Raw genomic sequence first — 25,415 nt, forward strand, 5'->3', positions numbered from 1 at the left:
ATTATTAAGCAATGTAATATACGCCGTTTTGGGGTGTTATAAACCCCCAAAGTGGTGTTCAATAAGCTGTTATGAGTTTTATCTAATTGGATTGTTTGTTGTAGCTAAAAGGATTTTTGCTAAAAGTATAGTCCTCTTTTCGCTTCATACGAGTTGAGCTAGGCTAATTTTATTTAGTAGCTCAAGTTAACCTTTATTTACAAATTGGGTGTTTACTATTAGTGTAGTGTTTTGAGTTAACGTAAGTTACTCATAACAAAACAATTAAACGGACTACTAACAGCTGGCTGTGGTTCGTGCCTCACCAATTTTAGTCAGCTATTATTAGCCGCTTATTGTGGCGTTAGCAGGAATAGCATTTCTGTTGTTTAAATAAACTTGAATTCATCGCTTGGCATTTAATTCTTTGTGTTTCTTTTAAATTTTACGTTGAATTCAAAGTAGGGCGTTTCAATTTAAGTAGTTCAATCAATTAAGTTTTATAAAGTCCCAATTAATTATTTACCTTTTCTAAACAATCAATTAGTTTAGTGTAAATCAAATTACATAGTTACTTAAAAGCTTTGGGTTGTTCCTGCTAACAAGTAATTCAAACGGACTTAATAAGCTTGTCTCGTTTTTTGCAAAGAGCGCAAAAACCAATCCAATCTATTAAGCCCTTTAATTAAAGCGTTATGTTTCAATAGTAAATTGCATGTTTCGCAATTCAGTTCTAAAAGGTGTTTTAAATATAAATAATTAAGGAGAATACTTCATGTTTAAATATAGCTTATTACTTTTGTCTTTCTTGTCGGCAATAGCAAGCGCAAATGAGAGCTGTGATTTATTATTACAACATGGCATTACCAATATAACTAGATATCAAAGTGCAGATCACGCAGTTGCATATAAATGGCACAAGCATTGTGGTTTGGATTTTAATACCGTCAGCGACTCACAAGTTGCTAGAGCAAGCGCCACTATATTTGGGTATGGGAGTGGTTCTGCTGGCAGCAATAGTAACCAACAACGAGCGAAGCTCGCTAAGTGGTGCAATGAAAACCAACAATTTGCTGAGTCTCGATCTGACCTTTTTGCAGAGGCAGAGATACTTAGTGTTCCAGCTTTGAGTTCGTGGCAACAATGTATTGCAATGTCTAGAAAGCAGATAAATATAGGTTTTCTTCCAAACGGTGATCACAATCAATTTGTACACTTCGAAATAGACTCAAGTCATGACGGAAATCTAAAATATCTTGGTCTCGAAAAGCAAAACTATGAATGTACTGAACGAATGGTTCGCACTAATGGTAATAAAGTAGATACAAACTTGCAGCCGGAAATCACAAACTCGAATATTCAAATTGACTGTAAACGATTGGCTCCTGAGATCACCGAGTCAGCAGGTATTGGAAAAATTAAATATGAAGCTGGATATATCTCAGTTAATACAAGTGGCCCATCATTTGCAATTGCATTCCCCAAAGTTGTAAGCACTTATTACGTCACTCCACCGAATAGCGTTTTAGCGTTTAATTCGACTAGATGTCCTGCTGGATGGAGTCCTTATGAGCCTGCCTTTGGAAGATTTGTGAGGGGAATTGACTACAAAAATCAAAAAATTGATCCAGTTGGTAAGCGTAAGCCAGGAGATGTCCGTAGTGATACATTAAAAAGCCATTCTCATAGTTATGAGTATGATCAAAATAGACACAAAGGTGGCCATAATAGAGGTGGGCGAGCAGGTAATGAGAGGTTCAGTGCTTTTCGTACAGATTCTAATGAAACTCAAACTAGTAATACCGAAAAAACAGGCGTTACGGAGACCGCACCAAAAAGTGTCGCTCTACTCTACTGTGAAAGAACCATAAATTAAACACATAACAAGTGCGTGCACGGGATGTTAAAAAGCTGCGCTTTTTTCCACCCGTGACGCAGGCGTTAGAAGCACATGAAGTATTCAATTAAACGACTAGCATCGGGAATCATTCAAATAAACTTAACCGTTGGTTTAGTTTTGTATTTTGTTACCCTCTATTTAATGCAATATTCAACATTACCTATCGTTGAGTTAGATGATCTCAATTTATATATTTACTTAGCTTCAACGACAACATTATTTTCTATCATTATCGCTTTATTTTCTGCATTACCGTTAATTGTATTAATGCTTAAATATAAATATTTTAGTTTATTTAGCTCTTCATTGGCATTTGGCATTCCTGCTTTTGTTATATTTTTAATCGAACCTGTTACTTTTCATCAGATAGCAATGTATATAAATCTAGCTATTGGTTTGGCGTTTTATTATTTTGTAAGCAGGGGGTATGGTGCTTCTAACAAGCCATTAAACAGGGACAAATAACAGTTGGTTTTTGCTCCTGCGTCGCTTATTTTAACCAACTGTTGTTTGCCCGTTAATGGGGCGTTGGTATGACTCCCACTGTCAAGTTAAACGCACTGATCCCTGCCTAACTTTTTTAAGCCATAATTACTTTAGCTCGAATTAGAGCGAGTTAATACATAAGATGAAGCAAGTAATTTCGTCGGTTATCTTGCTGATATTCGTTGGTTATTACTATTTCTAGCAACAGAGCAGACCTTACTTATTCCGTCGTGGCACCTGTCTTCAGTCTATGTTCGTGGTTCAATGCAGCGTTAGCTGCATTGCCATCCTAACGCCGTCGGTGGTTGTGCCACACCCGATGCTTGATCCCATGCATTAACTCTAATTCGTTTATCATGCGGGTACTCTTGCCAATCTAAGTTTTGCGTTCACTGGCGTAAGTACCACTTCTTTTGCAATGGCCCATATGTACGCAATCATTTCTCGGGCAATTGCGGTGACAACAAGGTTGTAGTGTTTCCCTTTGGCTATCATTTTTTTATAGCGCTTGCAGACCCTAAGTTGTGCTTTCCACGCAATATCAATAATGTCCTTTGGTAAACCTTCTTGTCGTTTTTGCATATCTGTCGATATATTTGCCGCATACCGATAAGTGTGTGCACCTTCAACGAGAAGGCGTCTTGCTCGGCCGTTTCCGCATTTTGTGATAGCGCCAATATGGCGTTTGCCACCACTCGAGTGTTCACTGGGTACAAGACCGAGATAACTCATTAATTTACGGGGATGGTCGAAGCGCGATAAATCACCAAGCTCAGCCACAACGCCGGTGGCGACCAACAAGCGAACACCTCGCATTGCTTGTATTGCTTTAACAACGGGATAATAACGCCATTGATGGACGTGATGTGTTAGTTCATTGTCTAGTCTTTCAAGTCGGCTTATTCGCTCGGTAATTGTTTGTAAAAACTCTTGTAAGACAATGTGCTGCGCGGGATGTGGCAGCACAAGCTCAGTGAGCCAACGTAAATGTTTTTGTGACCAATTTGCGGTGCCTTTGTAATTAATATTATTGCGAAGCATCAACGCTTTTAATTGATATTTAGCATCTTTTAAATCTTCCATGGCTATTTCGCGTGCGCGAGATAAATCGCGTACGGCTTCATCTTCAGGCTCGGGAACATAGATAGGTGTTAAATCTTCAGATTTAAGTAATTTAGCGAGCTTAAGGGCATCACGTTTATCGGTTTTAATCTTCTCGCCTGGTTTTTTAGGAATAAGAGACGGGGCAACCACATAACAGCAATGGCCAAGGCTTGTGATTAATCTGTAAATCCAATAACCACAAGGGCCTGCTTCATAAACAAAGTGTAGCGTTGGAATAATAAACAAGACACCCATCTAAAATTTTGCTCTTTTCGAACTTGAAGGCTAGCCTTTGTTTAGTGCAAAAAACATGCAGGGTGTCTTATGGCAATCGCAAGAAAGCGTCAAGTAAGTTTGGTTGATACAAAATACTATCACTGTATTTCACGTTGCGTGCGTCGTGCTTTTTTATGTGGTGAAGACCGTTTTACTGGTCAATCTTATGAGCATCGACGAGGCTGGGTTGAAGACAAACTGCTTGAGTTAGCTAAGGTATTTTGCATTGATGTCTGTGCTTATGCTGTTATGAGTAACCACACGCACTTAGTGTTGTATGTTGATGATAAAAAAGCGAATAGGCTAAATGATAAAGCGATTATTATTCGCTGACATAAACTCTGTAAAGGCACATTATTAACGCAAAAATATGTACAAGGTGAAAAGCTAAGTAAAGTTGAACTTATCTTTTTTAATCAAACAGTAAAGCAATACCGAGAGCGCCTATCAAGTATCAGCTGGTTTATGCGGCTATTAAATGAAGACATTGCTCGCAGAGCAAATAAAGAAGATAACTGCACTGGACGGTTCTGGGAGGGTAGATTCAAATCGCAAGCATTACTAGATGAAGCAGCCCTTGCGGCCTGCATGGCGTATGTCGATTTAAACCCTATTAGAGCTAAAATGGCTAACACTCCAGAGGATTCAGGCCATACCAGCATCAAACAGCGTTTAACGTATGCAAAGGATGGTAAACAACCAAAACAACTACAGCGTTTTTCAGGCATGCCACGTAAGATAATGCCAAAAGGACTCCCGTTTGAACTTAGATCATACATTGAACTTGTTGAATTAACAGGACGTTGTATACGAGAAGACAAGCGCGTTCATATTGATAATATGAACCTTCCTTTGCTAGAAAGGGTGAATATATCTTTAGAAAACTGGTTAAAGCTTACAACCCAATTTACGCGCGTATTTCATGGCGCAGTGGGCAGGCCAGCCTCACAAGAAGGTTATTGTGAAAACTTAAACCGAAAGCGCCGAGCGAATATCAGTAACTGCGAAAAGCTACTAGCATAAAACTTAAACTGTTCAGTAATAAATCACAACTGCACCATGCAGCCATTTTCATGCGTGCAATTTAGATTTAATAGGCAATGACTTATTTAATGGATGAAATGGAAATAACCTGGTGTAGTGATTTTGGCCACTACTTACATATAAAACTTATATAAAACACAGCGGGGCTTTTTTATGCCTTAGTTTTATTAAAAACGCCCAATAATGTTAAGCTATATAAAATTTAATTACTTATTATAGCAATGGCATTTTATCTTCCTCTATTACAGTCTCGTTTTAAACATATTGAAGTTGGCGATACACTAACATCGCTTTGGAGTGGGTGCGGCAGTATTGTAGAGTGCATGCTTGATGATGAGTCATGTGTTGTTAAGGCTATTAAAATACCACGATACATACACCATTCTAAAATTAAGCAAAGCGAATTTGCACTAAAAAGAAAACAGTACTCTTATAGCGTTGAATATAATTTTTATAAGCGTTACAGCCCGTTTTTACCTAGCACAGCAAAAAGCATCGAATGTATAAGTGCTATCAATAACGTTGATGAATATGCGCTGGTGTTTAAAAACTTTACCCAACATGGGTTTGTTCAAGCAGGGTCACAACATGTTCAAGCTATATTAAAGTGGCTGGCAAACTTTCATGCGTTTAACTTAAATAAACCTGCTAACAGGTTATGGCAGCAAGGTAATTATTGGCATTTAAGCACACGACCCGATGAGTTTAATAAATTAAATGAACACGACGATAAAAAGTCCGATATTAAAAGTGCTGCACATAAAATAGATAAAATACTGCAAACATCACACTACAAAACGCTCATTCATGGCGATGCTAAACTTGCCAACTTTGCAGCTAATGAGCAAAGTGAAATACTAGGGTATGACTTTCAATATGTGGGGGCTGGGGCAGGGATTATAGATGTAATGTACTTTATGACCAGTTGCTTTAATGATGAGCAGCTGCATGATAGTGCAGATGAATATTTAGCTTATTATTTTACGCATTTAAAAAGTGCGCTTACAATTTACCAGCCAGCTATTAATGCTGATGATGTTACTGCTCAGTGGCAAAAATTATGGCCGCTAGCATGGGCTGACTTTTATCGCTTTTTAGCAGGGTGGAGCCCTGAACATTTAAAAATAAATAGTTACATGCTTAAGCAGGTAAACACCTCGTTAGCAGGTAACATTTAATAAACACAATGGATAGATGGTTTGCATAAATATCAATCAAATCAATGAATTTTGGCACGATCTATGAAATCTTTGCTAAAACTACAGGTCAAATGACCTTTTTTAATATAAAATACCGCAAATTCTTGTATCAGTAGGTTTATATCATGGCTATTCACGTTATTTCTCACCCTCTTGTTCAACATAAATTAGGCCTAATGCGCGCGCATGGTATTAGCACTAAAAGTTTTCGTGAATTATGTTCTGAGGTAGGTACATTATTAACCTACGAAGCAACTAAAAACCTACAGTTAGAAGATAACGAAATTACAGGTTGGGATGGCAACAAGTTAAAGGTTGAGCACATTAAAGGTAAAAAAATTACTGTAGTGCCAATTTTACGCGCAGGCCTTGGCATGATGGATGGCGTAATGCAGCTTTTACCAGCAGCTAAAGTGAGTGTTGTTGGCCTTGAACGTAATGAAGAAACACTTGAGCCAGTTCCATATTTTGAAAAGTTAGTTGGCAATATTGATGAGCGTTTAAGTTTAGTGATCGACCCTATGCTTGCAACGGGTGGCTCTATGATTGCGACAATCGATATGCTTAAAAAAGCAGGCTGTAAAGATATTAAAGTAATCGTGCTTGTTGCAGCGCCTGAAGGTGTTGAAAAAACACTAACAGCTCATCCTGATATTGAAATATTTACTGCATCTGTAGATAGCCACTTAAACGAAAAGGGTTATATTATCCCAGGTTTAGGTGATGCGGGCGACAAAATTTTTGGTACTGTTTAGGAGTATTCAGTGCAAAAAAATGACACTTTTTCGATAAAAACTATTTTAACTGGCGCGCAAATGCTGTTTGTTGCATTTGGTGCGTTAGTATTGGTGCCGCTTTTAACTGGCCTTGATCCTAATGTTGCACTTTTTACTGCCGGCATTGGTACGTTACTGTTTCAGGTAGTGACTAAAGGCCAAGTACCTATATTCTTAGCCTCATCGTTTGCTTTTATTGCACCTATTATTGCTGCAGTTCAAATGTGGGGTGTACCAGCTACTATGGGCGGCTTAATGGCTGCAGGTTTTGCTTATATGCTTTTAAGCTTATTAGTTAAGTTTAAAGGAGTAGCAATGCTTCATAAAATTTTACCGCCAGTGGTTGTAGGCCCAGTAATTATGGTGATTGGCCTTGCACTTGCACCTGTTGCTGTAAATATGGCAATGGGTAAAAGTGGTGACGGTAGTATTCAAATTATTGATTACAACAGCGCTATTTATATTTCATTGTTCTCGTTAGTGGTTACACTTATTTTTGCTGTGTGGGGTAAGGGCGTATTTAAGCTTATTCCTATATTAGCAGGCGTTGTAGCGGGTTATTGTTTATCGCTTGCAATGGGTGTTGTGCAATTTGATGCGGTAACTAACGCACAGTGGTTTGCTGTACCAAATTTCACATGGCCAGAGTTTAAATGGCAAGCTATTTTGTTTATGGTACCAGTAGCAATCGCCCCAGCTATTGAGCATATTGGCGACATGATGGCTATTAGCCAAGTTACCAATAAAGACTTTTTGAAAAAGCCTGGACTTCACCGTACTTTATTTGGTGATGGCCTTGCTACTTCTGCCGCATCGTTATTTGGTGGCCCGCCTAACACTACATACTCAGAAGTTACGGGCGCTGTCATGCTTACTAAAAACTTCAACCCAAAAGTAATGATGTGGACAGCTGTGATCGCCATTATTTTAGCCTTTGTTGCTAAAATGGGCTCTGGTTTACAAACCATACCTGTACCGGTAATGGGCGGAATTATGATCTTACTGTTTGGATCTATTGCTGTAGTAGGTTTAAATACGTTAGTTAAGTCGGGTGATGATTTAACCGCACCGCGTAACTTAAGTATTGTGGCGCTTATTTTGGTGTGTGGCATAGGCGGTATGCATATTGGTGGCAGCCAATTTAGCTTAGAGGGCGTTAGTTTATGCGCTATTTTAGGCATTGTACTAAACCTTGTATTACCTAAGGCGCAGTCGCAAGAGAGTTAATAGTGCACGTAAGTAGAAAACATTGCACCATAATAGCGCATTTTAAATGCGCTATTTTTTTTAAGTAACTAAAATATATACAAAAATAATAATGGTCTAGTATCTGCATTTAACTCCCAGAACGCATTGTATGCAAAGGAGTTACTATGTCAGAGGCCAATATTGTGGATATAACCCCGTTTTTAACAAAACACCAACTGCCTTTAAAGTATCAATATTTAAGTGAACAATATTTTGTTCCACTTGCGCATGACATCCTAGAATCTAAAAAAACAAATACTCCTATTTTTGTTGCTATAAATGGATGCCAAGGCTCAGGAAAAACAACACTTGCGGATTTTTTAGTTACTTGGTTTTCTAAAAACACACCTTTTAATAGTGTCGCATTGTCTATTGACGATTTTTATTTAGCCAAACAAGCACGTGCTGAACTTGCAAGCGATGTACATCCTCTTTTTACTACTCGTGGTGTACCAGGTACTCACGATGTAGCCTTAATGAATAGCACAATTACTAATTTACTCGCTGGCGAGATAAACGTACCGCTTCCTCGTTTTAATAAACATGAAGACGACTGCGTACCTAAAAGCGAATGGGTTACAAACGACAAACCTGTCGACATTGTTATTTTAGAAGGCTGGTGTGTAGGCAGCGAGCCTCAGCCACCATTTTCACTAAGCGAGCCACTTAACGAACTAGAGCAGCAATACGACAAAGAAGGTGTTTGGCGTCGCTGTGTAAACAGCTGCTTAGCAAACGAATATAAAACTGTTTTTAGCTTAATTGACTATACCGTCATGCTTAAAGCGCCAAGTTTTACAGATGTTTTTACATGGCGACAAGAGCAAGAACAAAAGTTAATTGCTAAAAAAGGTGAGGGCTCGGGCACGATGAATAACGAGCAGCTGGTGTATTTTATTTCTCATTTTGAGCGCATTACCCGAGAAAATTTAAATACACTAAGCGCTAAAGCCAATGCCTTAATTGAACTTGATAGCAACCGCGATATTAGCGGTATGCACCTTACAAGTGACGACACACTACAGCCTATTATATTTACAGATTTAGATGGTACATTGCTCGACCATGCTGACTACAATACAAATAATATCAGTGAGTTACTGCAGCAATTACAAAGTGCTCACATTCCTGTTGTGTTTAATACTAGTAAAACATTTTGTGAAGTGGTTGAGCTTAAAAACGATTTAAATATTCAACAGCCTTTTATTGTAGAAAATGGTGCCGCGGTATTTATTCCAGAGGACTATTTTGAACTTAAGCCTATTGGTTGTAAAAAAATAGGCGCTTATTGGTGCTATGCACTAGCTAAGCCACTATCGAGCTTATTAAAGGATTTAGATACTTTAAAAAGTGATTACAAAGCGCATTATAAATTATTTAGTGATTTATCGAGCGAGCAAATATCTGAGCTTACAGGGCTCGATGATGCGCAAGCAAGGCGCGCCCAAACCCGCGATTATTCAGATCCCCTTTATTGGTATGGTGACGATGAGTTACTTAGCACCTTTGTACAAGATGTTAAAGCACTCGGTTACGACATAAAAATTGGTGGTAGATTTATTCATATTGCCAAAAATACCGACAAAAGCGCTGCGCAGCAGTGGTTAGTTAAACAGTTTACCCATCATTTTAGAAAGCCTCTCACGGTCATTGCACTAGGTGATAGCGATAACGATAAGCAAATGTTAGAGCAAGCAAATATCGCCATTATTATTGCCAATCCGGCCAGTAAAAAGCCGGTTAAATTGTCGCACAACAAAGCACGTTATTCTCAATCGCCAGCACCACTTGGGTGGATAGAAGAAATAACGTCGTTGCCGTGCATTAGCAGTATTTTAAGTATTTCTGAGGAGCAAACATCTCATGGCTGATTTTTATCAAAATGGCATTATTACAACACTACATAATATTGCCGATAGACCAATAGAAGATCTAGAACAAGAGCTACTTAGCTTTTCTAAAAAACGTCCAATGGGGTTAATACTCCCGTCTTTATTTAGTGAACTTGAAGGCCCTGCGCTGCAAAATATAGTAAGTGAACTACGTGATGTGCCTTATTTATCGCAAATAACCATTGGCTTAGATAGAGCAAATGAAGAACAGTATCGTCATGCACTTAGTTTTTTTAAAGAGTTAAATCAAAATCATAAAGTATTATGGAACGACGGACCACGCTTAAAAGCACTTGATCAAGAACTGCAAGAACTTGGCGTTGCCCCAAGAGAGCTAGGTAAAGGCAGAAACGTATGGTATTGCATGGGTTATAAGTTAGCCACTGCCGAAGTTGAATCAATAGCGCTGCACGATTGCGATATTTTAACCTACGATAGAAGCTTACTTGCGCGTTTAATTTACCCTGTAGCACACCCTCGCTTTAACTATGAATTTTGTAAAGGGTTTTACCCACGAACAGCAAACGGCAAAATTAACGGCCGCGTATCGCGTTTATTAGTTACGCCATTACTACGCTCATTTAAAACAATTTTAGGTAATACAGACTACCTTGAATATATGGATTCATTTAGGTATCCATTAGCTGGTGAATTTTCGTTTAGACGCGATGTATTAAATGATATTCGCATTCCAAGTGATTGGGGCCTTGAAATAGGCGTACTGAGCGAAATGTACCGTAACTATTCACATAACCGCTTGTGCCAAGTAGATATTGCCGATAACTACGATCATAAACACCAAGCGCTTTCACTAGATGATCAAAGTGCGGGTTTATCTAAAATGTCTATAGATATAACTAAAGCATTATTTAGAAAACTGGCTACACAAGGCGTTACTTTTACTAGTGAAACTATTCGCTCATTAAAAGCAACGTATTATCGTATTGGGTTAGACTTTATAGAAACGTATCATAACGATGCGCTTATGAACGGCTTAACGCTTGATGTACACCAAGAAGAAAAAGCCGTTGAAATGTTTGCGCAAAATATTATGGAAGCAGGTCAACACTTTTTAGAAAACCCAATGGAAGCGCCATTTGTGCCAAGTTGGAACCGTGTTGTATCAGCAATGCCAGACGTACTTGAGCGCTTAAAAGAGGCCGTAGAGCTAGATAACGAAGAATATAGTTAAAATTAAAACTAATAAAAAAAGGGGCGCATGTGATTTCAGTTAGCGATTTATTTTTACAACGAGTTGAGCAGCATCTTCATATTATTTACGAAGGTGTTGAACTGCCATTATCGGTTACTGAGCTTGCTCAGCAGCTTATTAAAATTATTTTAGGCAGTAATCCACTGCGCGACCCTACACCTCATACAAACCGATGGGATGAACAAGATATAATATTAATTGCCTACGGCGACTCTATTATAAAACATGACGATAGTGAATTTGCTGTATCAAGCCCAATTGAAGCGCCGCTTAAAACGCTACATCGCTTTATTAAGGAGCGCTGTGATATGCAGCTTAATGCTCTGCATATTTTACCATTTTATCCGTACAGCTCAGACGAAGGCTTTGCGGTTATGAACTATGCACAGGTAAATGAATCGCTGGGTGATTGGAATGATATTCAAAATATAGCTAAAGACGTAAAGCTTATGGCAGATTTAGTCATTAACCATTGCTCGAGCAGAAGTGTATGGTTTGAAAACTTTTTAAACGACTTACACCCAGGTAAAGATTACTTTAAAACAGCCAGCTTAACGGATGATTTAAGCCAAGTGGTACGCCCGCGAACGTCACCGTTGTTAAATACGGTTACCACACCAAGTGGTGAAAAACACGTGTGGTGTACGTTTAGCCACGACCAGGTTGATTTTGATTTTGGTAATCCAGAAGTTTTAAAAGAATTTATTAGCATTATTCGCCATTATTTAGATAATGGAGTTCGCTTATTTAGACTCGATGCGGTTGCATTTTTATGGAAACAGCTTAATACCAATTGTATTAATTTGCCACAAACACATGAGGCAGTTAGGCTAATACGTACCCTGATTGAGCATACTGAGCCAAGCGTGGTAATTATTACCGAAACAAACATTCCAAACCAAGAGAACCTGTCTTATTTTGGTAATGCTAACGAAGCACACAGTATTTATAACTTCGCCTTACCGCCATTATTACTACATACATTATTAAGTGGTGATAGCACAGCTATTAAGCACTGGATGATGAGCATGCCACCGGCGCAAAACGGTACGGCTTATTTTAACTTTATCGCATCGCATGATGGAATAGGGCTTAGACCCATTGAAGGTTTGTTACAACCCAGCGAAGTTGCTTCGCTCGTAAGTACCACTATGCAATTTGGTGGCAGGGTATCTATGCGAACCAGTAACGATGGCACACATACACCGTACGAGTTAAATATAGCGTTATTTGATGCAATGCAAGGAACACACAATGGCCCAGATAAGTTTGGCCTAGAGAGGTTTATGTGTGCACATGCCATTATGTTTGCACTAGAGGGGATCCCTGGGCTTTATATTCATAGTTTATTAGGTACTACTAACGATTACGATCGCTTTGAAAACTCACAGCATAACCGTGCTATTAACCGTCATCGCTGGCAAGAGTCAAAGCTACTCGCTGCAATTGGTGAGAAATACAGTCATCATCATAAGGTATTTAATGGTATTAAGAGCTTATTGGCAGTGCGCAAAAAGCAAAGTGCCTTTCATCCTAATGCGACACAGTTTACGCTGCATTTAGCGGGTGGATTATTTGGCTTTTGGAGGCAAAGTATAGACAGACGCCAAAGTGTATTTTGTGTTTATAACATTAGTGACAAACCACAAACACTCACATTAGCTGATTTAAACTTAATTAACACTCAGCAATGGTTTGACTTAGTCGCTGATAAAACAATTGAAGAAGAGCAATTAACAATAGAACTTGAGCCTTATCAAAGTGTATGGCTAAGCAATATAAAATAAGGCGCAATAATACCAATCCTCAAAATTGATCACTTAATTAAGAGGGTTGATATAAAAAGGCTCGCAGTGCGAGCCTTTAATTTAATCAATAACGTTGTTACTAATTATAAGCTGTAGCTTAAGTTAATGTAGCCAAAGCGACCAATATTGTCGTAACTTGCGCTACCAGCGCTTGTACCACGTGAACCGTACGGAAGTTTACGGTTAAATAGATTATCAACACCTACTTTAACGCCTAAGCCGCTATCGAAGTTATAACCAACAGTCATATCGGTAATAAAGTATTTACCGTAAGACATTTGGTTACTTGGGTTCGAGTTACTCGCAAGATCAACATTTGTGTATAAATCAACTTCGCTAATAAAGCGTGTTTCAACCGTTGAGAAAAAATTATCCATAGCATAAGTTACAGATAAGTTAGTTTGCCATTTCGCTTCGCCGGTTGTACCTGCGTACTCAATATATGAACTAGGATCATCCTGGAACGGGTAATCTTTACGTTCAATTAAATATGTACCAATTAAACGTGTTTTAAAGCTACCTTCAAGCGCTTCAAAGTCATAGCCTAGTTCAAAATCAACACCAGAAGCCTTTTGACCAGCTACGTTAAGTACTGAGTTTTGAATTAGTGAAATTTCGCCATTTGCATCGCGTGTAATCAAGTTACAGTATTGGTTGTCTATACCTGTTGCGCTGTCAACACAACGGTCAAGAATTTCTTGCGCGTCGATTGTGTCAATTGCATTTTCAAGGTCAATTTCCCAGTAGTCAATAGTCAGTACAGCATTGTCTAAAAATTCAGGTTGGTAAACAATACCTACCGTTGTGCTTGTTGACTCTTCACCTTTAACATCACGGTTACCGCTTGTTAAGCCATCTAAAGAGGCTGAGTCGTAACCTGAGTTAAAGTCACTTGCAACACCTAATGCAGCACAGTTTGCAGTGCGTGTTGCTGCATTTGATAAATTAGCTATGTTTTCAGCGCGACACGGGTCTTCTACATTGTAGAAAGTTTGGCTTGCTGCACCAAATACCTCACTTATGTTTGGCGCACGAAGTGCTGCAGATTGTGTTACACGTACACGTAGCTCATCATTAACTGTCCAATCAAGGCCTAGCTTCCAGCTAGTTGCTTCACCAATTGTGCTGTAATCAGCATGACGTACAGCGGTATCAAATACTAAATCTTGAATAAGCGGTAAGTCAGTTAAAATTGGCATTGTCGCTTCAAAAAATACTTCGCGAACATTAAACGAGCCTTTGTCTTCCCCTAAAGCGTTAAAAAACGTACCTTCTGCGTTATCTGGCTCTTTTGTTTCGCTTTCTTCTTTACGGTACTCAGCACCAAATGCAACACCTACATAACCTGCCGGTAACTCAAAAATAGCGCCATTAGCAAGTGAACCAGAAACAACCGTTTGCTTAATAGTTGAGGTACCAACCGATACCGTATTTATATAATCAATCGCTTGTTGAGATGGTGCGCCAAAACCCATGATATTTACAGGAACGCAGCCATCAGCTTGTGCAGCAGCGCTGCGACATACAACGTTGCCATCTGCATCTTCAACAGCATCAAGTGCATTAAAGTAGTTGGCTAAAATCATGTTAGCGCCGTTTTTACGCTCTAGATCTGTTTGGCCGTATACAACTGATGTATCTAATTCCCAGTCTTCAAACACAGTCCCTTTTAAGCCAGTTACAAAACGTGTTGTTTCGCGAGTATTGTTTTCAACACGGCGTCCAAGGTCACTCATCATGCGGTTAACCATGATTGAGTCAACGCCTTCTTCTTCCATACGTGCTTTAATAGTTGGATCTAGGTAAGGGTTATCAATTTTAATGCTGTTTTCGTCATCAAAAAAGAAAAACGCAGGTTGACCTATGCTTTCACCTTGGCTGTTTACGTATTTAGCATCAAAGTAAACGTTTAAGTCGTCGGTCACATCGTAGTTAACTTTAAAGTTTACATTATAACGCTCAAACTCAGGTTGAATTTCTTCAAATTGGCCTAAGTTAAAAAAGTCACATTCTGCACATGAATATAAATCTGCGTTATTACCTATGTATAAGTCGCGTGCGCTGCTATCAGCGTTAAAGCTATTAATATACTTAGTTGGATCTTCAAGTGCATAAACGCCTGCATCATTGATGGCGTAATAACCTGCATTAGGTGTTAAAATATCGTCTGGGAAGTCCGCGCTATTTTTGTTCTCATCCGTTTGGGCTTGGTTAGGTAAGCTACTAAACGAAGTACTAGTCCAAGGGTGGTCAAGTGCATTTAATGAATCTTGGCCTGAGTACTCTATAGCGAAAGCTGCATTACCACGGTCGTTATCAAAATTAGAGCCGTACGAGAATGTTGCTTTTTCGTTGTTGTAGCTGTTTAAATCGGCAAAACCTCGGGTAACACTAAAATCCATACCTTCTATGTTGTCTTTTAATATAAAGTTCACAACACCTGTAACTGCGTCAGCACCGTATACAGCTGATGCACCACCAGTGATAATTTCTACACGCTCAACCCACACACTTGGAATAGTGTTTGTATCTACCGCTTGAGAGCCAGCTGAACTTGATACGTGACGCTTACCATTAACAAGTACTAAAGTACGATCTGTACCCATGTTACGTAAATCAAGAATGTTTAAACCAGCAGTACCAATAAAGCGGCCTGAGTTAGCCATAGAATATGTATTGCCAAGTGCTGGTAAATTGTTAAGCGCTTCACCAATGTTTACAGCGCCGGTATTAATTAGCTGCTCGCCGCTTATAACTGTTACTGGTGCAGGTGCAATAGCACCTTCACGTAAAATACGTGAACCCGTTACTTCAACGCGTTCAATTTTTGTCGCTTGCTCATCTTGCGCAAGCACTGAATTACTTGCTGTTGCAGCAGCAGTAATTAATGCACATTTAATGCTAGTAGAAAGTAAATTATGACGTTTCATGTGTTTCCCAAAGGAGATTTCTAATAATTAATAACAGTATTTCTTTTTACCGAATACAGTGTGTATTTGGTAAAAACCAATAACTTTTGTTATGAGGGCGGCGATTATTGCATGCTGATAATTTTATTAAAAGTAAGTAACTTACTGCTAAATAAGCAACTTGAAATATTCTTAATGGCTATTATTGTTTTTTTTACATTAGTTTTTGGGTGTACATAAAATGACTTTTTAAAGATAAGTTACATTGAGTATTTGTTATGTTTTTACATCATTTACATATTTATTGTTTTAATAATTTTTTAGCTGTTTTTTATAGCGTTTATTTTTTATTTAAAAGTATTTAACTAAATAAGTATTAAGCTAAGAAATAGGTGTTGGGTATTATGTGTACACATTTGTTAGTATTGTGTACGTAAATAATGTTTTGAAATGTTTTTTATGTAAGGCTTTTTTTCCAAAAAAAGCATAGTTTGAATTTTTTTCATTATTAAAGACCAAAAAAACGTAGTTTTAATGTGTAAAGCCCCTTTACAGTTTTAATAGCCTTAATTGCTCCTTAAGTTACTTTGACACGTAAACTTGATACAATTTGGCTGTTTTCAATTAATAGGTTTGACCATGAAGTTTTTAGTTATTATTTTTACAATACTGTTTAGTACAAGCTCTTTTGCAAAGCAGGATGTCGATCTTGAAATCAATATGAAAAACACAGGGCTTGCATATAAGCAAGCAGTACAGGCTAGCGATTTAGCTGAGTTTAATACAGCAATTAATGAATTTATAAAGCTGGTTGAGGTAAGCAAAACAGCTAAATTTCATAAAGAGCCTGAGCAATCATTACAAGGTCTTGATAAGGTAATTACGCAAGCTAAGCTTGCTAAAAAAGCGGCTAACGAGCAGGGGCTTAATGCGGCTCAAGCGCCTTTAAAAAACATTGATAATTTACGTAAAAAATATCATGAATTACATGAGCCACCAGGGTTTTTTGAGTTATTATTTGGTTCATAGTTTAAATTTAGAATAAAAAGGAAAAACAATGGAAATTTCAGTTTCAATGTTAGAAGGTCAAAAGCAAAGTGCTAAATTTGGCGATTTAGAAGTAATAAGTGATCAAAGTGTAAATGCTGGGGGCAGTGCAGAGCATCCAGAACCGTTCGATTATTTTTTAGTAAGTATGGTTCTATGTGCTGGCTTTTATGCGCGTAAGTTTTGTGAACAGCGAGATATCTCTACTAAGGGTATGACCCTTACTCAAAATAATGAAAATGTAGACGATAATGGTAAAAAGTTATTCTCGATTGAAATTAATTTACCTGATGGCTTTCCTGTTAAATATAAAAAAGCACTTATTGCGGCTGTAAATACCTGTACAGTTAAAAAGGTGATTCAAGCCGTTCCTGAGTTTTCGGTAGTGGTTAAATAACCATAAATAAAATATAAAAATACCGCAGAGGAACATATAACCCCGGCGGTATTGCTACAACAAATTAGTTACTACCTCTTCATACTTCTATTGCCTTAAACTAAGTTTTAATAATCAGTAAGTTATTTGAACTTACAATACAAAACCCAAAGCGCACCTAAGCATGAAAAAACCTATCAATCAGCTTTTTTAGCCGTAGATAGATTTTTAAAACGACGATTAAATTGTGCCACACGCCCATCAGTTGAGACTGTTTTTTGCTTGCCAGTGTAAAACGGATGCGAGTCGCTCGATACATCAATAGGAACATATGGGTAAGTATTACCGTCAATTTCTACCGTTCGATCTGTTTTAATTGTAGATCCAATAATAAAATACGAGTCGGCAGCGGTATCGTGAAAAGCAACCACTTGGTAATCGGGATGAATATTTGGTTTCATAATACGCCTCATTAAATGATATGTGATAATGTATCATTTAAATTTAACGTATTTAAATTTGCATTGCAAGTGTCTATGTTCCTCAAAAAGGCCGTAATTGCTGGCTAATTGCGCAAATAAATCAAAAAATAAGCACTTGGATCAAAAATGCTGGCTATTGCTGTTTAGGCTGTTATAACTATATTTGAGAGTTAAAAACGGTTAAAAAGTTATTACAGAGGTTATGTATGAGCGACGCAATACAACAAGAACAAATTGATCAAGGGGTGATGGAAACCCTTAGAGAGCGTGACCATAGTGCCTTAGCACAACAAGTAAATCCTTTAACATGCAATCATAACGATATTGTAGAATTACTAGCACGATATATGGCGCTTAGTGAGCAGGACGATGATGAGTTGTTTGACGACTGGTTTGACAACTTAACCAAGGAGCAACACACAGTGCTAAAAGTGTTTGAGGTTTACCGCGGCCAATATGAGCACCAAAATTAATTTTATTAAACTTTAGCGGTCATTTAAATAGTTTTATTTAGCCACTAAAGTTTTTAAATTTTGATGTACTTGGGCTAGCAGTTAATGCAAATTTAAAAACGTACTGTTATTAGTTAAATTTCATTTCAAGTTTTTTCATCTATCTAGCTATCTCGTTTAAATTATTGCTATTTTTAAGTAATGCTCTAATTTTAAAGGGTTAGATTATTCGTAGGCTATACAATTTAACGAATTACGGCTCTTACATATTCACCCAGTATATAAAAATTAATAGAACTAAAATGATTAAACCTGAAACTCCAAGTAACGAAATAGAGCGATTACGTGCATTGAGAGCGCTTAAAATTCTTGATACAGCACATGAGGAGCGTTTTGATCGTGTAACTCGTATTGCTAAACATTTGTTTAATGTATCTATCTCTTTAGTTACTCTAATTGACGAGGATCGACAATGGTTTAAATCAAGACAAGGCTTGGGTGTATGTGAACTTCCGCGAGAGTCTTCTTTTTGCGGGCACACAATTAATCAAAATGAATTGTTAATTATTCCTGATACCTCATCTGATGAACGATTTTTTGATAATCCTTTTGTTGTTGGCGATCCTAAAATTAGGTTTTATGCGGGCTTCCCCTTAAAGTTAAAACAGGGAGTGATTATAGGCACGCTGTGTCTTGCGGATGATAAGCCTAGAAACCTCAGCGATGAAGAAAAGCAGTTACTAAGAGATTTAGGCAGCTTAGTGGAGCAAGAAATACAATCTATTCAACTGGCTACAATCGATGAGTTAACTAAAATTTCTAATCGACGCGGTTTTTTGAGTCTTGCTGAGCACACCTTAAATAATTGTAAGAAAAATAAAGTATCTATGACTTTGATACTATTTGATCTTAATAAATTTAAGCAAATTAATGATGTATATGGGCACCACGAAGGAGATTTTGTCTTAACTAAATTCGCGCAAGTGATGCTAAGCTCATTTTGTGATTGTGAAGTAATAGGGCGCTTAGGTGGAGACGAGTTTGTAGTTATGTTAAGTGATTCAGGTGCGAAAAAAGCAGATGATGCTTTACTGTGTTTTACTAATGCGATTGAGCAAACTAATAGTATTTTAAATAAACCGTATAATATTGATTACAGCTTTGGAGTGGTAAATTTTACATATAATACTGATAAAACAGTCGTCGAGATGATTCAAGATGCTGATACTGCAATGTATAAACAAAAAAAGCAGTGTAACCCCTATTAAATAAAACCAAAGGGTAGAGCATGTTTAGCTTATATGCTGCGTGACAGCCAACTGATAGTAAATAATCACACAACATAGTCACTGATTTGCTTAATACATATAGCTCAGCTGTAAATTTAACTTCAAAAAATAATTAAACCCTGAATAGTTATTTATTGCTACAGCTATTAGCCACTAAAGAGATATTTGGGTTCCAAATCCTATCCCATATTTTACTCATACTTCTTAAATTAGAGCGCTGGCTTATTTTTTCAAAGTTACCCACGTTCACGCCTAAATCGGTTTTTTCTCCCACAACAAAGTTAAAGACATAATTACACTCCATACCCATTCGTAAATCAGAAAGTATTATATTACTTTGCTGCTGACGTACGTTGTAAAAACCTTTAGTAAACCACTGCAAGCGTTTGATGCCCCAATCATTATTTATATCATCTAATAATGAGGGAGTGGTGTTATAGGCATTTATTGTTACTTCGTTTGGCTCATCAAATACCGACGCATATGCTATGTAGTATTGCCCATCAGACATAACGACTACACGCCATAACAATGTAGTGAGTGGCGCAGGGGTGCTTATATAATTGTTAACTTTTATTTGCCTGTCAGAAAGGGCCGTCGTTACTTTATCGTCAATAATTACTTTTAAAATGAGTGAACTACATAAATACATACTGCTAAGTACAAGCATTGTGGTGTTTATTTTATATGAACGCGCACTCGTTATTTTTGGCAATAATGTACAAGCTACACCAAATAATAAGGGCAGCGTATAGAGCGGGTCGACTATAAACATGTTTGAAATAGCAAAGGGGTGCTCAGTAAAAGGCCAAAGTAACTGTGTGCCATATACGGTTAAGCTATCGAGTAAGGCATGGGTAGATAAACACAAAAATACCAGCCAAAACCATCGTGTTTTATAAGCTTGCATGCCGGTGTGTATTTTTAAAATAAGCCAAACAATAAGTGGGCTTATTAATAAATGCATTAATAAAGAGTGGCTAAAACCACGATGGTAAGTAAACGCTTCTACAGGGCCGCCATAAGGTATAAATACATCTAAATCGGGTAAAGTTCCTAAGGCTGCTCCCCATAAAACGGCTTTGCGGCCCACTTTATTACCCAAAATAGCATGCCCTACAGCACTGCCTAGTACTATTTGCGTTAACGAGTCCATAGTGTCCCTTTGTATTTTAATACTGTTTATACTAACGTAAAGCCCAAATGCGTCACTTATAATGAAAGCTTTGGCTTTATAAAATCTAAAAACGCGACAATGCGCGACGATACCGCGCTATTTTTATAATAAACAGCTTGCACTACCTCACGATTATTAGGGGTGATTATACTATTAGGTAGTACTTCTATTAACTTACCTGTTTTTAAATCATCGCCAACCATAAAATACGAAAGCAATGCAACCCCTTGGTTTGCTAAACATAATTGGCGCACGGTTTCACCGCTACTGGCCATTAAATTAAATTTTAAATTAGTAGTGGATTTTAGCGGCCAGTTATTTAATTTAGGGGAGTCTGTAAAGCCAATAAGTTTGTGTTGGTTTAAGTCACTGATTTTTGAAATACCTGGCGCAGTTTTTAAATAGGCTGGGCTTGCTACTAAATATAATTTACTAACGCCGAGCTTTTTAGCGTTCAAATTAGAATCCTTCAAATCACCTATGCGAATGGCCAAGTCGGTTTTATGCTCTAGCAAATCAATAATGCTGTCGTGGGAGGTTATATCAAGCGTTATATGCGGGTATTGCTTTGTAAATTCATCAATGCGTGGCACTAATTGGTGTAATACAAACGGGCTTGCAGCATCTATTCTTAACTTACCGCTAGGTGCCTGCTTTAGAAGCTTAATTGCTTCTTCGCCAGTTTGCAGAGTGTTTAAGCCATCACGCGCATATTTTATAAAAGTATGACCTTCTTCGGTAAGCTCTAATCTGCGTGTAGTTCTGTTTAATAAAGTGCACTGCAGTGTATTTTCAAGGCGAGATACCGCACGCGACACCTTAGCTACTTGTTGATCAAGCAAATTTGCCGCAGCAGAAAAACTACCGCTATCAACCACCGTTAAAAACATTTCTAAGTCTTCTGTTTTGGCATGCTGAGCCATACGTTAGTACCTTACTTTTGCATTAATTACAAAAGTATTTTGTCACTAATGCTATTTTTTGCAAATGCTTTTTTGGTCAAACTGCATGCCTAAACTAATTACGAGGATTTAACTATGCCATTGGCTTTGTGGGCGCTTACCTTAAGCGCATTTGCAATAGGAACAACTGAGTTTGTAATAGTAGGCTTAGTACCTACCATTGCAAACGATTTAGGCGTAAGCCTACCTTCAGCGGGTTTACTGGTGAGTTTGTATGCGGTAGGTGTAGCTATTGGTGCACCGGTACTAACTGCACTCACCGGGCGATGGAACCGTAAAATTGTATTAATAAGCTTAATGGGCTTGTTTGTTTTGGGTAACTTACTTGCTTGGCAAGCGCCAAGCTACGAAACACTCATACTTGCGCGCATTTTAACGGGGCTTGCCCATGGTGTGTTTTTCTCAATTGGCTCTATGATTGCCACAAGCTTAGTAAGCAAAGATAAAGAAGCCAGTGCAATCGCGATTATGTTTACTGGCCTTACTGTTGCACTTGTAACGGGTGTGCCGTTAGGTACATGGATTGGCCAACACTTTGGCTGGCGTGCAACGTTTTTAGTGGTGTCGCTACTTGGCTTAATTGCTCTAATTGGTAGCGCAATTTTAGTACCAAAAAACTTAAAACAGTCTATTCCGGCGACGTTTAAAGAGCAGCTTCAGGTTATTGTTAAGCCGCGCTTATTGCTCGTATATTTAATGACTATATTAGGCTACGGCGGTACGTTCACCGCGTTTACTTATTTAGCACCTATATTAGAGCAGCAAACTGGCTTTGCCCCCTCAGCTATTGGTTTAATAATGCTGGTTTATGGTGTGTCGGTAGCGGTTGGTAATATATGGGGCGGGAAATTGGCCGATAAACGCGGCCCAATTAGCGCTCTGAGTATTATATTTAGCGCGTTAACAATTATTTTATTGGCTTTCACCTTTACCATGGAGTCAAAAATAGCCGCTGTACTAACTATTTTAATATGGGGTGCATTTGCATTTGGTAACGTACCGGGCTTGCAGCTTTATGTAGTAAAACAAGCGAAAAAGCACACTCCTAATGCGGTAGATGTCGCATCGGGCTTAAACATAGCGGCATTTAATATTGGTATAGCACTGGGCTCTATTATTGGCGGAAGTGTTGTAGAGGGTATGACCTTACAAGACACCGCATGGATAGGCGCAGCAATTTCTGCTTTAGCATTAGTAGCAACCCGCTACAGTGGCATGCTTGATAAGCGAGAAGTTCAGCGAGCATAAACTATCTTCTGCTAAGGTTGAAACTTAAATTAATGGCCTCATTACCTATATTGAGGTCATAGATTTTTAAGTGATGACACAAAAGAAGTAAAAGGTGTATTTTGTAAAGCTTTAAAAGAGCTTGTTTTTAACCGATTATTTTATAAGGATAGAGCCATGACACAACGTGTAATAGAAATGCCAGATTTAGGCATGGGAACATTCCGTTTAGAAGGCGAGACTGCCTACAATTCAGTAAAAATGGCGTTAGAAGTAGGATTTCGTCATATCGATACTGCGCAAATTTATGGTAACGAAGAGCAAGTAGGCCAAGCCATAAAAGACAGCAACATTCCGCGTAGCGAAATATTTTTAACCACCAAAGTGTGGAACAATAAACTCAACAAAACTGACTTTATTGCCAGTGTAAAAAAATCGCTTGAAAAGCTACAAGTAGAGTCAGTTGATTTACTGCTTATTCACTGGCCTGCGCCTTCAAATGATGAGCCAATGAGTGAATACTTAACTGAGTTATTAAAAGCTAAGCAGCTTGGTTTAACTAAACACATTGGTGTATCAAACTTCACTATTGCAAACTTAAACGAAGCAATGCAGACGCTAGACTCGCGTGAAATATTTACCAATCAGGTTGAGGTTCACCCATACCTAACCAATACTAAATTGCGCGCATTTTGTGCTCAGCACGATATACACGTAACTGCGTATATGCCATTTGTAGTCGGTAAAGTACTTAAAGACCAAACGATTATTGATATTGCCAATAAACATGATGCATCGCCAGCGCAGGTGGTTATTGCATGGGTAAACGCCAATGGCATGACTACCATTCCATCATCAACTAAGCGTAAAAACTTAGAAGATAACTTTAACGACCACGTTAAGTTAGATGATGAGGACATAGCCCGTATTGACGGTCTTGATTGTGGCGACCGCCAAGCAACGCCAGATTTTGCGCCGCAGTGGGATCAGTAATAAAATACGTAATATGACACTAGGTGCAGAAATCTGCACCTTTATTTTTTATAAAGGACTCAGCATGTTAACGGTAATCGCCACCATTTCGAGTAAAAATATTGATGCAGACGTTGTATTAACCGCACTCGAAAATCTACAAAAATACTCGCGCCAAGAAGTAGGCTGCCTACGCTATGAGCTATCGGTTAAAAGTGATGCGCAGCAAACGACTTATTTAGTGAGTGAGCAATGGGCATCTGGTGAGCATTTTGAAGCGCATAAAAATGAGCCGCATTTTAAAGCCTTTGGCACACAAGTAACAGGCTTAGTAACCAGCAGTAATATTGAAGTGTACAAATCTATTGGTTAAATATAACTAATTGATTCAATTAATTTAAGCGGCGACGTAATTATACATCGCCTTTTTTGTAGTGCTTATTTATATTTGAAGGTTGAATTTGCAGCTATATGATTGGTTTTTAGCTAAAGTAGAGCCTACTTAGTGTAGTTGCTCCCTACTAATAGGCGATATCAGTGGAGCAGTTACCAGTCCCGTGAGGCTCCAAGTAATCCTCGGATAGAACAAACTTAAAAACATTAAAGTGATACCTAATATATAACTATCAAACTATTCCTTCCTGCATCATTAATCTCCTGTTTATATAAAAGCTAACTTGTGTGATTATAAAAATACAACATGCAAAAATTATGATGTGTTATAAATATTGGATTTAATAAGCGCTTCTAAGTACTAATAACTGAATTTATTACTATGTTGCTCACTATATAAAACAATAAAAACTCAGGATATAAATAATGAGAAACTCAAGAAATGAGATAGTAAAATATGGTGTATCCTTCGGTACGGCGTTAGCAATTGCAATTTCGTGGAGTGAAAACGAATCTGTTATATGGGCAATTTTGCACGGTTTTTTATCTTGGTTTTATGTAATTTGGCATGTAATTACTCGCTAAGTGTTATTGCTCCTTAAGTACTTTATTTTTCTTATTATGAGTAAAGTAAAGTACTTAAAGAGCGGCTTCAATGTAAAGGCTACGAAGTAAAAGCATCATTTAAGTAGAACCTTTGCATTGTAAAAACAACTAATAAAAATATAAAAGGAATAAAAATGAAAGGTGCAGGCGGAAGCTCTGGTGGTATAGGGCATTTTTTTATTGGATTAATAATGATGTGTGGTGGCTTTTATATGCTGCTAAACGCAATCTCGGTAACCTCTAACTTTGGCCTTAGTTCTCTTATTTACAGTGTTAATGCATTAGGTGGTTTTGGCATTACTGGTGGCATGGTAATGATCCCCTTTATTTTTGGAGTGGGTTTAATTTTTTATAATTCCAAAAATATTTTAGGTTGGGTACTGTCTTTAGGTTCATTAACGGCTTTAATATTTGGTGTTATATCAAGCGTACGTTTTAGTATGCGTACAATGACCTCGTTTGATTTAATAGTAATTATAATTTTAGCCTTTGGTGGTTTAGGGCTTTTTTTACGATCACTTAAATCTACTGATACTTAAATAATTACCAATTTTTGCCTGAGAGATAGTTTTAATGCAGCCGTTTTGCTTGATGTATT

The 25,415-nt window shown here is 37.9% G+C and carries 21 protein-coding genes and 2 pseudogenes; 18 read left to right on the forward strand and 5 right to left on the reverse strand.

The window, feature by feature from the left end:
• The first annotated feature begins 754 nt into the window (after positions 1-754).
• Positions 755-1,855: a hypothetical protein gene (locus ALFOR1_RS18955; RefSeq protein ID WP_104644050.1), complete on the forward strand. Its 1,101-nt coding sequence runs from the start codon at positions 755-757 to the stop codon at positions 1,853-1,855.
• 75 nt (positions 1,856-1,930) lie between these two features.
• Complete coding sequence (locus ALFOR1_RS18960; RefSeq protein ID WP_131692515.1) at positions 1,931-2,344, forward strand: hypothetical protein; 414 nt, start codon at positions 1,931-1,933, stop codon at positions 2,342-2,344.
• Between the two features lie 375 nt (positions 2,345-2,719).
• Here ALFOR1_RS18960 and ALFOR1_RS18965 read toward each other — a convergent pair.
• Positions 2,720-3,700, reverse strand: a pseudogene (locus tag ALFOR1_RS18965) (IS110 family RNA-guided transposase); the annotation flags it as partial.
• 93 nt (positions 3,701-3,793) lie between these two features.
• On the opposite strand from ALFOR1_RS18965, the pseudogene ALFOR1_RS18970 reads away from it, so the two are divergent.
• From ALFOR1_RS18970 to ALFOR1_RS19000, 7 genes and pseudogenes are all read left to right on the forward strand, one after another.
• A pseudogene (locus ALFOR1_RS18970) lies at positions 3,794-4,768 on the forward strand (transposase).
• Positions 4,769-5,010: 242 nt separating this feature from the next.
• Positions 5,011-5,967: a protein kinase family protein gene (locus ALFOR1_RS18975; protein ID WP_104644051.1), complete on the forward strand. Its 957-nt coding sequence runs from the start codon at positions 5,011-5,013 to the stop codon at positions 5,965-5,967.
• Between the two features lie 146 nt (positions 5,968-6,113).
• Positions 6,114-6,743, forward strand: a complete 630-nt coding sequence (gene upp / locus ALFOR1_RS18980) for a uracil phosphoribosyltransferase (RefSeq protein WP_104644052.1) — start codon at positions 6,114-6,116, stop codon at positions 6,741-6,743.
• Between the two features lie 9 nt (positions 6,744-6,752).
• Complete coding sequence (locus tag ALFOR1_RS18985; RefSeq protein WP_058550205.1) at positions 6,753-7,991, forward strand: uracil-xanthine permease family protein; 1,239 nt, start codon at positions 6,753-6,755, stop codon at positions 7,989-7,991.
• A gap of 146 nt (positions 7,992-8,137) precedes the next feature.
• A complete protein-coding gene (locus tag ALFOR1_RS18990) occupies positions 8,138-9,883 on the forward strand; it encodes an HAD-IIB family hydrolase (RefSeq protein ID WP_104644053.1) in 1,746 nt (581 codons plus the stop codon).
• Positions 9,876-11,096, forward strand: a complete 1,221-nt coding sequence (locus ALFOR1_RS18995) for a glycosyltransferase family protein (protein WP_058550207.1) — start codon at positions 9,876-9,878, stop codon at positions 11,094-11,096. The genes ALFOR1_RS18990 and ALFOR1_RS18995 overlap by 8 nt, the downstream gene beginning before the upstream one ends.
• A gap of 29 nt (positions 11,097-11,125) precedes the next feature.
• Positions 11,126-12,904, forward strand: a complete 1,779-nt coding sequence (locus ALFOR1_RS19000) for a sugar phosphorylase (RefSeq protein WP_058550208.1) — start codon at positions 11,126-11,128, stop codon at positions 12,902-12,904.
• Between the two features lie 104 nt (positions 12,905-13,008).
• Here the strand turns inward: ALFOR1_RS19000 and ALFOR1_RS19005 are convergent, their stop codons facing one another.
• Positions 13,009-15,855 (reverse strand): TonB-dependent receptor domain-containing protein, encoded by a 2,847-nt coding sequence (locus tag ALFOR1_RS19005; RefSeq protein WP_104644054.1) that lies wholly within the window; start codon positions 15,853-15,855, stop codon positions 13,009-13,011.
• A gap of 618 nt (positions 15,856-16,473) precedes the next feature.
• Between ALFOR1_RS19005 and ALFOR1_RS19010 the strand changes: the two genes are divergently transcribed.
• Positions 16,474-16,863 (forward strand): cytochrome b562, encoded by a 390-nt coding sequence (locus ALFOR1_RS19010; RefSeq protein ID WP_104644055.1) that lies wholly within the window; start codon positions 16,474-16,476, stop codon positions 16,861-16,863.
• A 28-nt stretch (positions 16,864-16,891) separates the two neighbouring features.
• Complete coding sequence (locus tag ALFOR1_RS19015; RefSeq protein ID WP_058550211.1) at positions 16,892-17,278, forward strand: OsmC family protein; 387 nt, start codon at positions 16,892-16,894, stop codon at positions 17,276-17,278.
• A 176-nt stretch (positions 17,279-17,454) separates the two neighbouring features.
• Here the strand turns inward: ALFOR1_RS19015 and ALFOR1_RS19020 are convergent, their stop codons facing one another.
• A complete protein-coding gene (locus ALFOR1_RS19020; protein WP_058550363.1) occupies positions 17,455-17,718 on the reverse strand; it encodes a type B 50S ribosomal protein L31 in 264 nt (87 codons plus the stop codon).
• Between the two features lie 227 nt (positions 17,719-17,945).
• On the opposite strand from ALFOR1_RS19020, the gene ALFOR1_RS19025 reads away from it, so the two are divergent.
• A complete protein-coding gene (locus ALFOR1_RS19025) occupies positions 17,946-18,212 on the forward strand; it encodes a hypothetical protein (protein ID WP_058550212.1) in 267 nt (88 codons plus the stop codon).
• A gap of 281 nt (positions 18,213-18,493) precedes the next feature.
• Positions 18,494-19,459 carry a sensor domain-containing diguanylate cyclase gene (locus tag ALFOR1_RS19030; protein ID WP_058550213.1) on the forward strand — a complete coding sequence of 322 codons (966 nt, stop codon included), beginning with the start codon at positions 18,494-18,496 and terminating at the stop codon, positions 19,457-19,459.
• 148 nt (positions 19,460-19,607) lie between these two features.
• Here the strand turns inward: ALFOR1_RS19030 and ALFOR1_RS19035 are convergent, their stop codons facing one another.
• Positions 19,608-20,636 (reverse strand): metal-dependent hydrolase, encoded by a 1,029-nt coding sequence (locus ALFOR1_RS19035; RefSeq protein WP_104644056.1) that lies wholly within the window; start codon positions 20,634-20,636, stop codon positions 19,608-19,610.
• A gap of 56 nt (positions 20,637-20,692) precedes the next feature.
• Positions 20,693-21,580, reverse strand: a complete 888-nt coding sequence (locus ALFOR1_RS19040) for a LysR family transcriptional regulator (RefSeq protein ID WP_104644057.1) — start codon at positions 21,578-21,580, stop codon at positions 20,693-20,695.
• Between the two features lie 114 nt (positions 21,581-21,694).
• On the opposite strand from ALFOR1_RS19040, the gene ALFOR1_RS19045 reads away from it, so the two are divergent.
• From ALFOR1_RS19045 to ALFOR1_RS19065, 5 genes are all read left to right on the forward strand, one after another.
• Positions 21,695-22,867, forward strand: coding sequence for an MFS transporter (locus ALFOR1_RS19045; protein ID WP_058550216.1), 1,173 nt, complete (start codon positions 21,695-21,697; stop codon positions 22,865-22,867).
• Positions 22,868-23,023: 156 nt separating this feature from the next.
• Positions 23,024-23,839, forward strand: a complete 816-nt coding sequence (dkgB, locus tag ALFOR1_RS19050) for a 2,5-didehydrogluconate reductase DkgB (RefSeq protein WP_058550217.1) — start codon at positions 23,024-23,026, stop codon at positions 23,837-23,839.
• 64 nt (positions 23,840-23,903) lie between these two features.
• Entirely contained in the window at positions 23,904-24,191 is a 288-nt protein-coding gene (locus ALFOR1_RS19055; protein ID WP_104644058.1) for a putative quinol monooxygenase, read from the forward strand.
• A 446-nt stretch (positions 24,192-24,637) separates the two neighbouring features.
• A complete protein-coding gene (locus ALFOR1_RS19060) occupies positions 24,638-24,796 on the forward strand; it encodes a hypothetical protein (RefSeq protein ID WP_165491333.1) in 159 nt (52 codons plus the stop codon).
• Between the two features lie 155 nt (positions 24,797-24,951).
• Entirely contained in the window at positions 24,952-25,356 is a 405-nt protein-coding gene (locus tag ALFOR1_RS19065) for a hypothetical protein (protein ID WP_104644059.1), read from the forward strand.
• Positions 25,357-25,415: the final 59 nt, after the last annotated feature.

It is taken from the genome of Pseudoalteromonas carrageenovora IAM 12662, assembly GCF_900239935.1.
GTDB lineage: Bacteria > Pseudomonadota > Gammaproteobacteria > Enterobacterales > Alteromonadaceae > Pseudoalteromonas > Pseudoalteromonas carrageenovora.

Excerpts from the sequence above, each read along its gene's own strand:
- ALFOR1_RS18955 (WP_104644050.1), top strand. The coding sequence starts at position 755 with ATGTTTAAATATAGCTTATTACTTTTGTCTTTCTTGTCGGCAATAGCA.
- ALFOR1_RS18960 (WP_131692515.1), top strand. The coding sequence starts at position 1,931 with ATGAAGTATTCAATTAAACGACTAGCATCGGGAATCATTCAAATAAAC.
- ALFOR1_RS18975 (WP_104644051.1), top strand. The coding sequence starts at position 5,011 with ATGGCATTTTATCTTCCTCTATTACAGTCTCGTTTTAAACATATTGAA.
- upp (WP_104644052.1), top strand. The coding sequence starts at position 6,114 with ATGGCTATTCACGTTATTTCTCACCCTCTTGTTCAACATAAATTAGGC.
- ALFOR1_RS18990 (WP_104644053.1), top strand. The coding sequence starts at position 8,138 with ATGTCAGAGGCCAATATTGTGGATATAACCCCGTTTTTAACAAAACAC.
- ALFOR1_RS18995 (WP_058550207.1), top strand. The coding sequence starts at position 9,876 with ATGGCTGATTTTTATCAAAATGGCATTATTACAACACTACATAATATT.
- ALFOR1_RS19005 (WP_104644054.1), bottom strand. The coding sequence starts at position 15,855 with ATGAAACGTCATAATTTACTTTCTACTAGCATTAAATGTGCATTAATT.
- ALFOR1_RS19010 (WP_104644055.1), top strand. The coding sequence starts at position 16,474 with ATGAAGTTTTTAGTTATTATTTTTACAATACTGTTTAGTACAAGCTCT.
- ALFOR1_RS19015 (WP_058550211.1), top strand. The coding sequence starts at position 16,892 with ATGGAAATTTCAGTTTCAATGTTAGAAGGTCAAAAGCAAAGTGCTAAA.
- ALFOR1_RS19020 (WP_058550363.1), bottom strand. The coding sequence starts at position 17,718 with ATGAAACCAAATATTCATCCCGATTACCAAGTGGTTGCTTTTCACGAT.
- ALFOR1_RS19025 (WP_058550212.1), top strand. The coding sequence starts at position 17,946 with ATGAGCGACGCAATACAACAAGAACAAATTGATCAAGGGGTGATGGAA.
- ALFOR1_RS19030 (WP_058550213.1), top strand. The coding sequence starts at position 18,494 with ATGATTAAACCTGAAACTCCAAGTAACGAAATAGAGCGATTACGTGCA.
- ALFOR1_RS19035 (WP_104644056.1), bottom strand. The coding sequence starts at position 20,636 with ATGGACTCGTTAACGCAAATAGTACTAGGCAGTGCTGTAGGGCATGCT.
- ALFOR1_RS19040 (WP_104644057.1), bottom strand. The coding sequence starts at position 21,580 with ATGGCTCAGCATGCCAAAACAGAAGACTTAGAAATGTTTTTAACGGTG.
- ALFOR1_RS19045 (WP_058550216.1), top strand. The coding sequence starts at position 21,695 with ATGCCATTGGCTTTGTGGGCGCTTACCTTAAGCGCATTTGCAATAGGA.
- dkgB (WP_058550217.1), top strand. The coding sequence starts at position 23,024 with ATGACACAACGTGTAATAGAAATGCCAGATTTAGGCATGGGAACATTC.
- ALFOR1_RS19055 (WP_104644058.1), top strand. The coding sequence starts at position 23,904 with ATGTTAACGGTAATCGCCACCATTTCGAGTAAAAATATTGATGCAGAC.
- ALFOR1_RS19060 (WP_165491333.1), top strand. The coding sequence starts at position 24,638 with ATGAGAAACTCAAGAAATGAGATAGTAAAATATGGTGTATCCTTCGGT.
- ALFOR1_RS19065 (WP_104644059.1), top strand. The coding sequence starts at position 24,952 with ATGAAAGGTGCAGGCGGAAGCTCTGGTGGTATAGGGCATTTTTTTATT.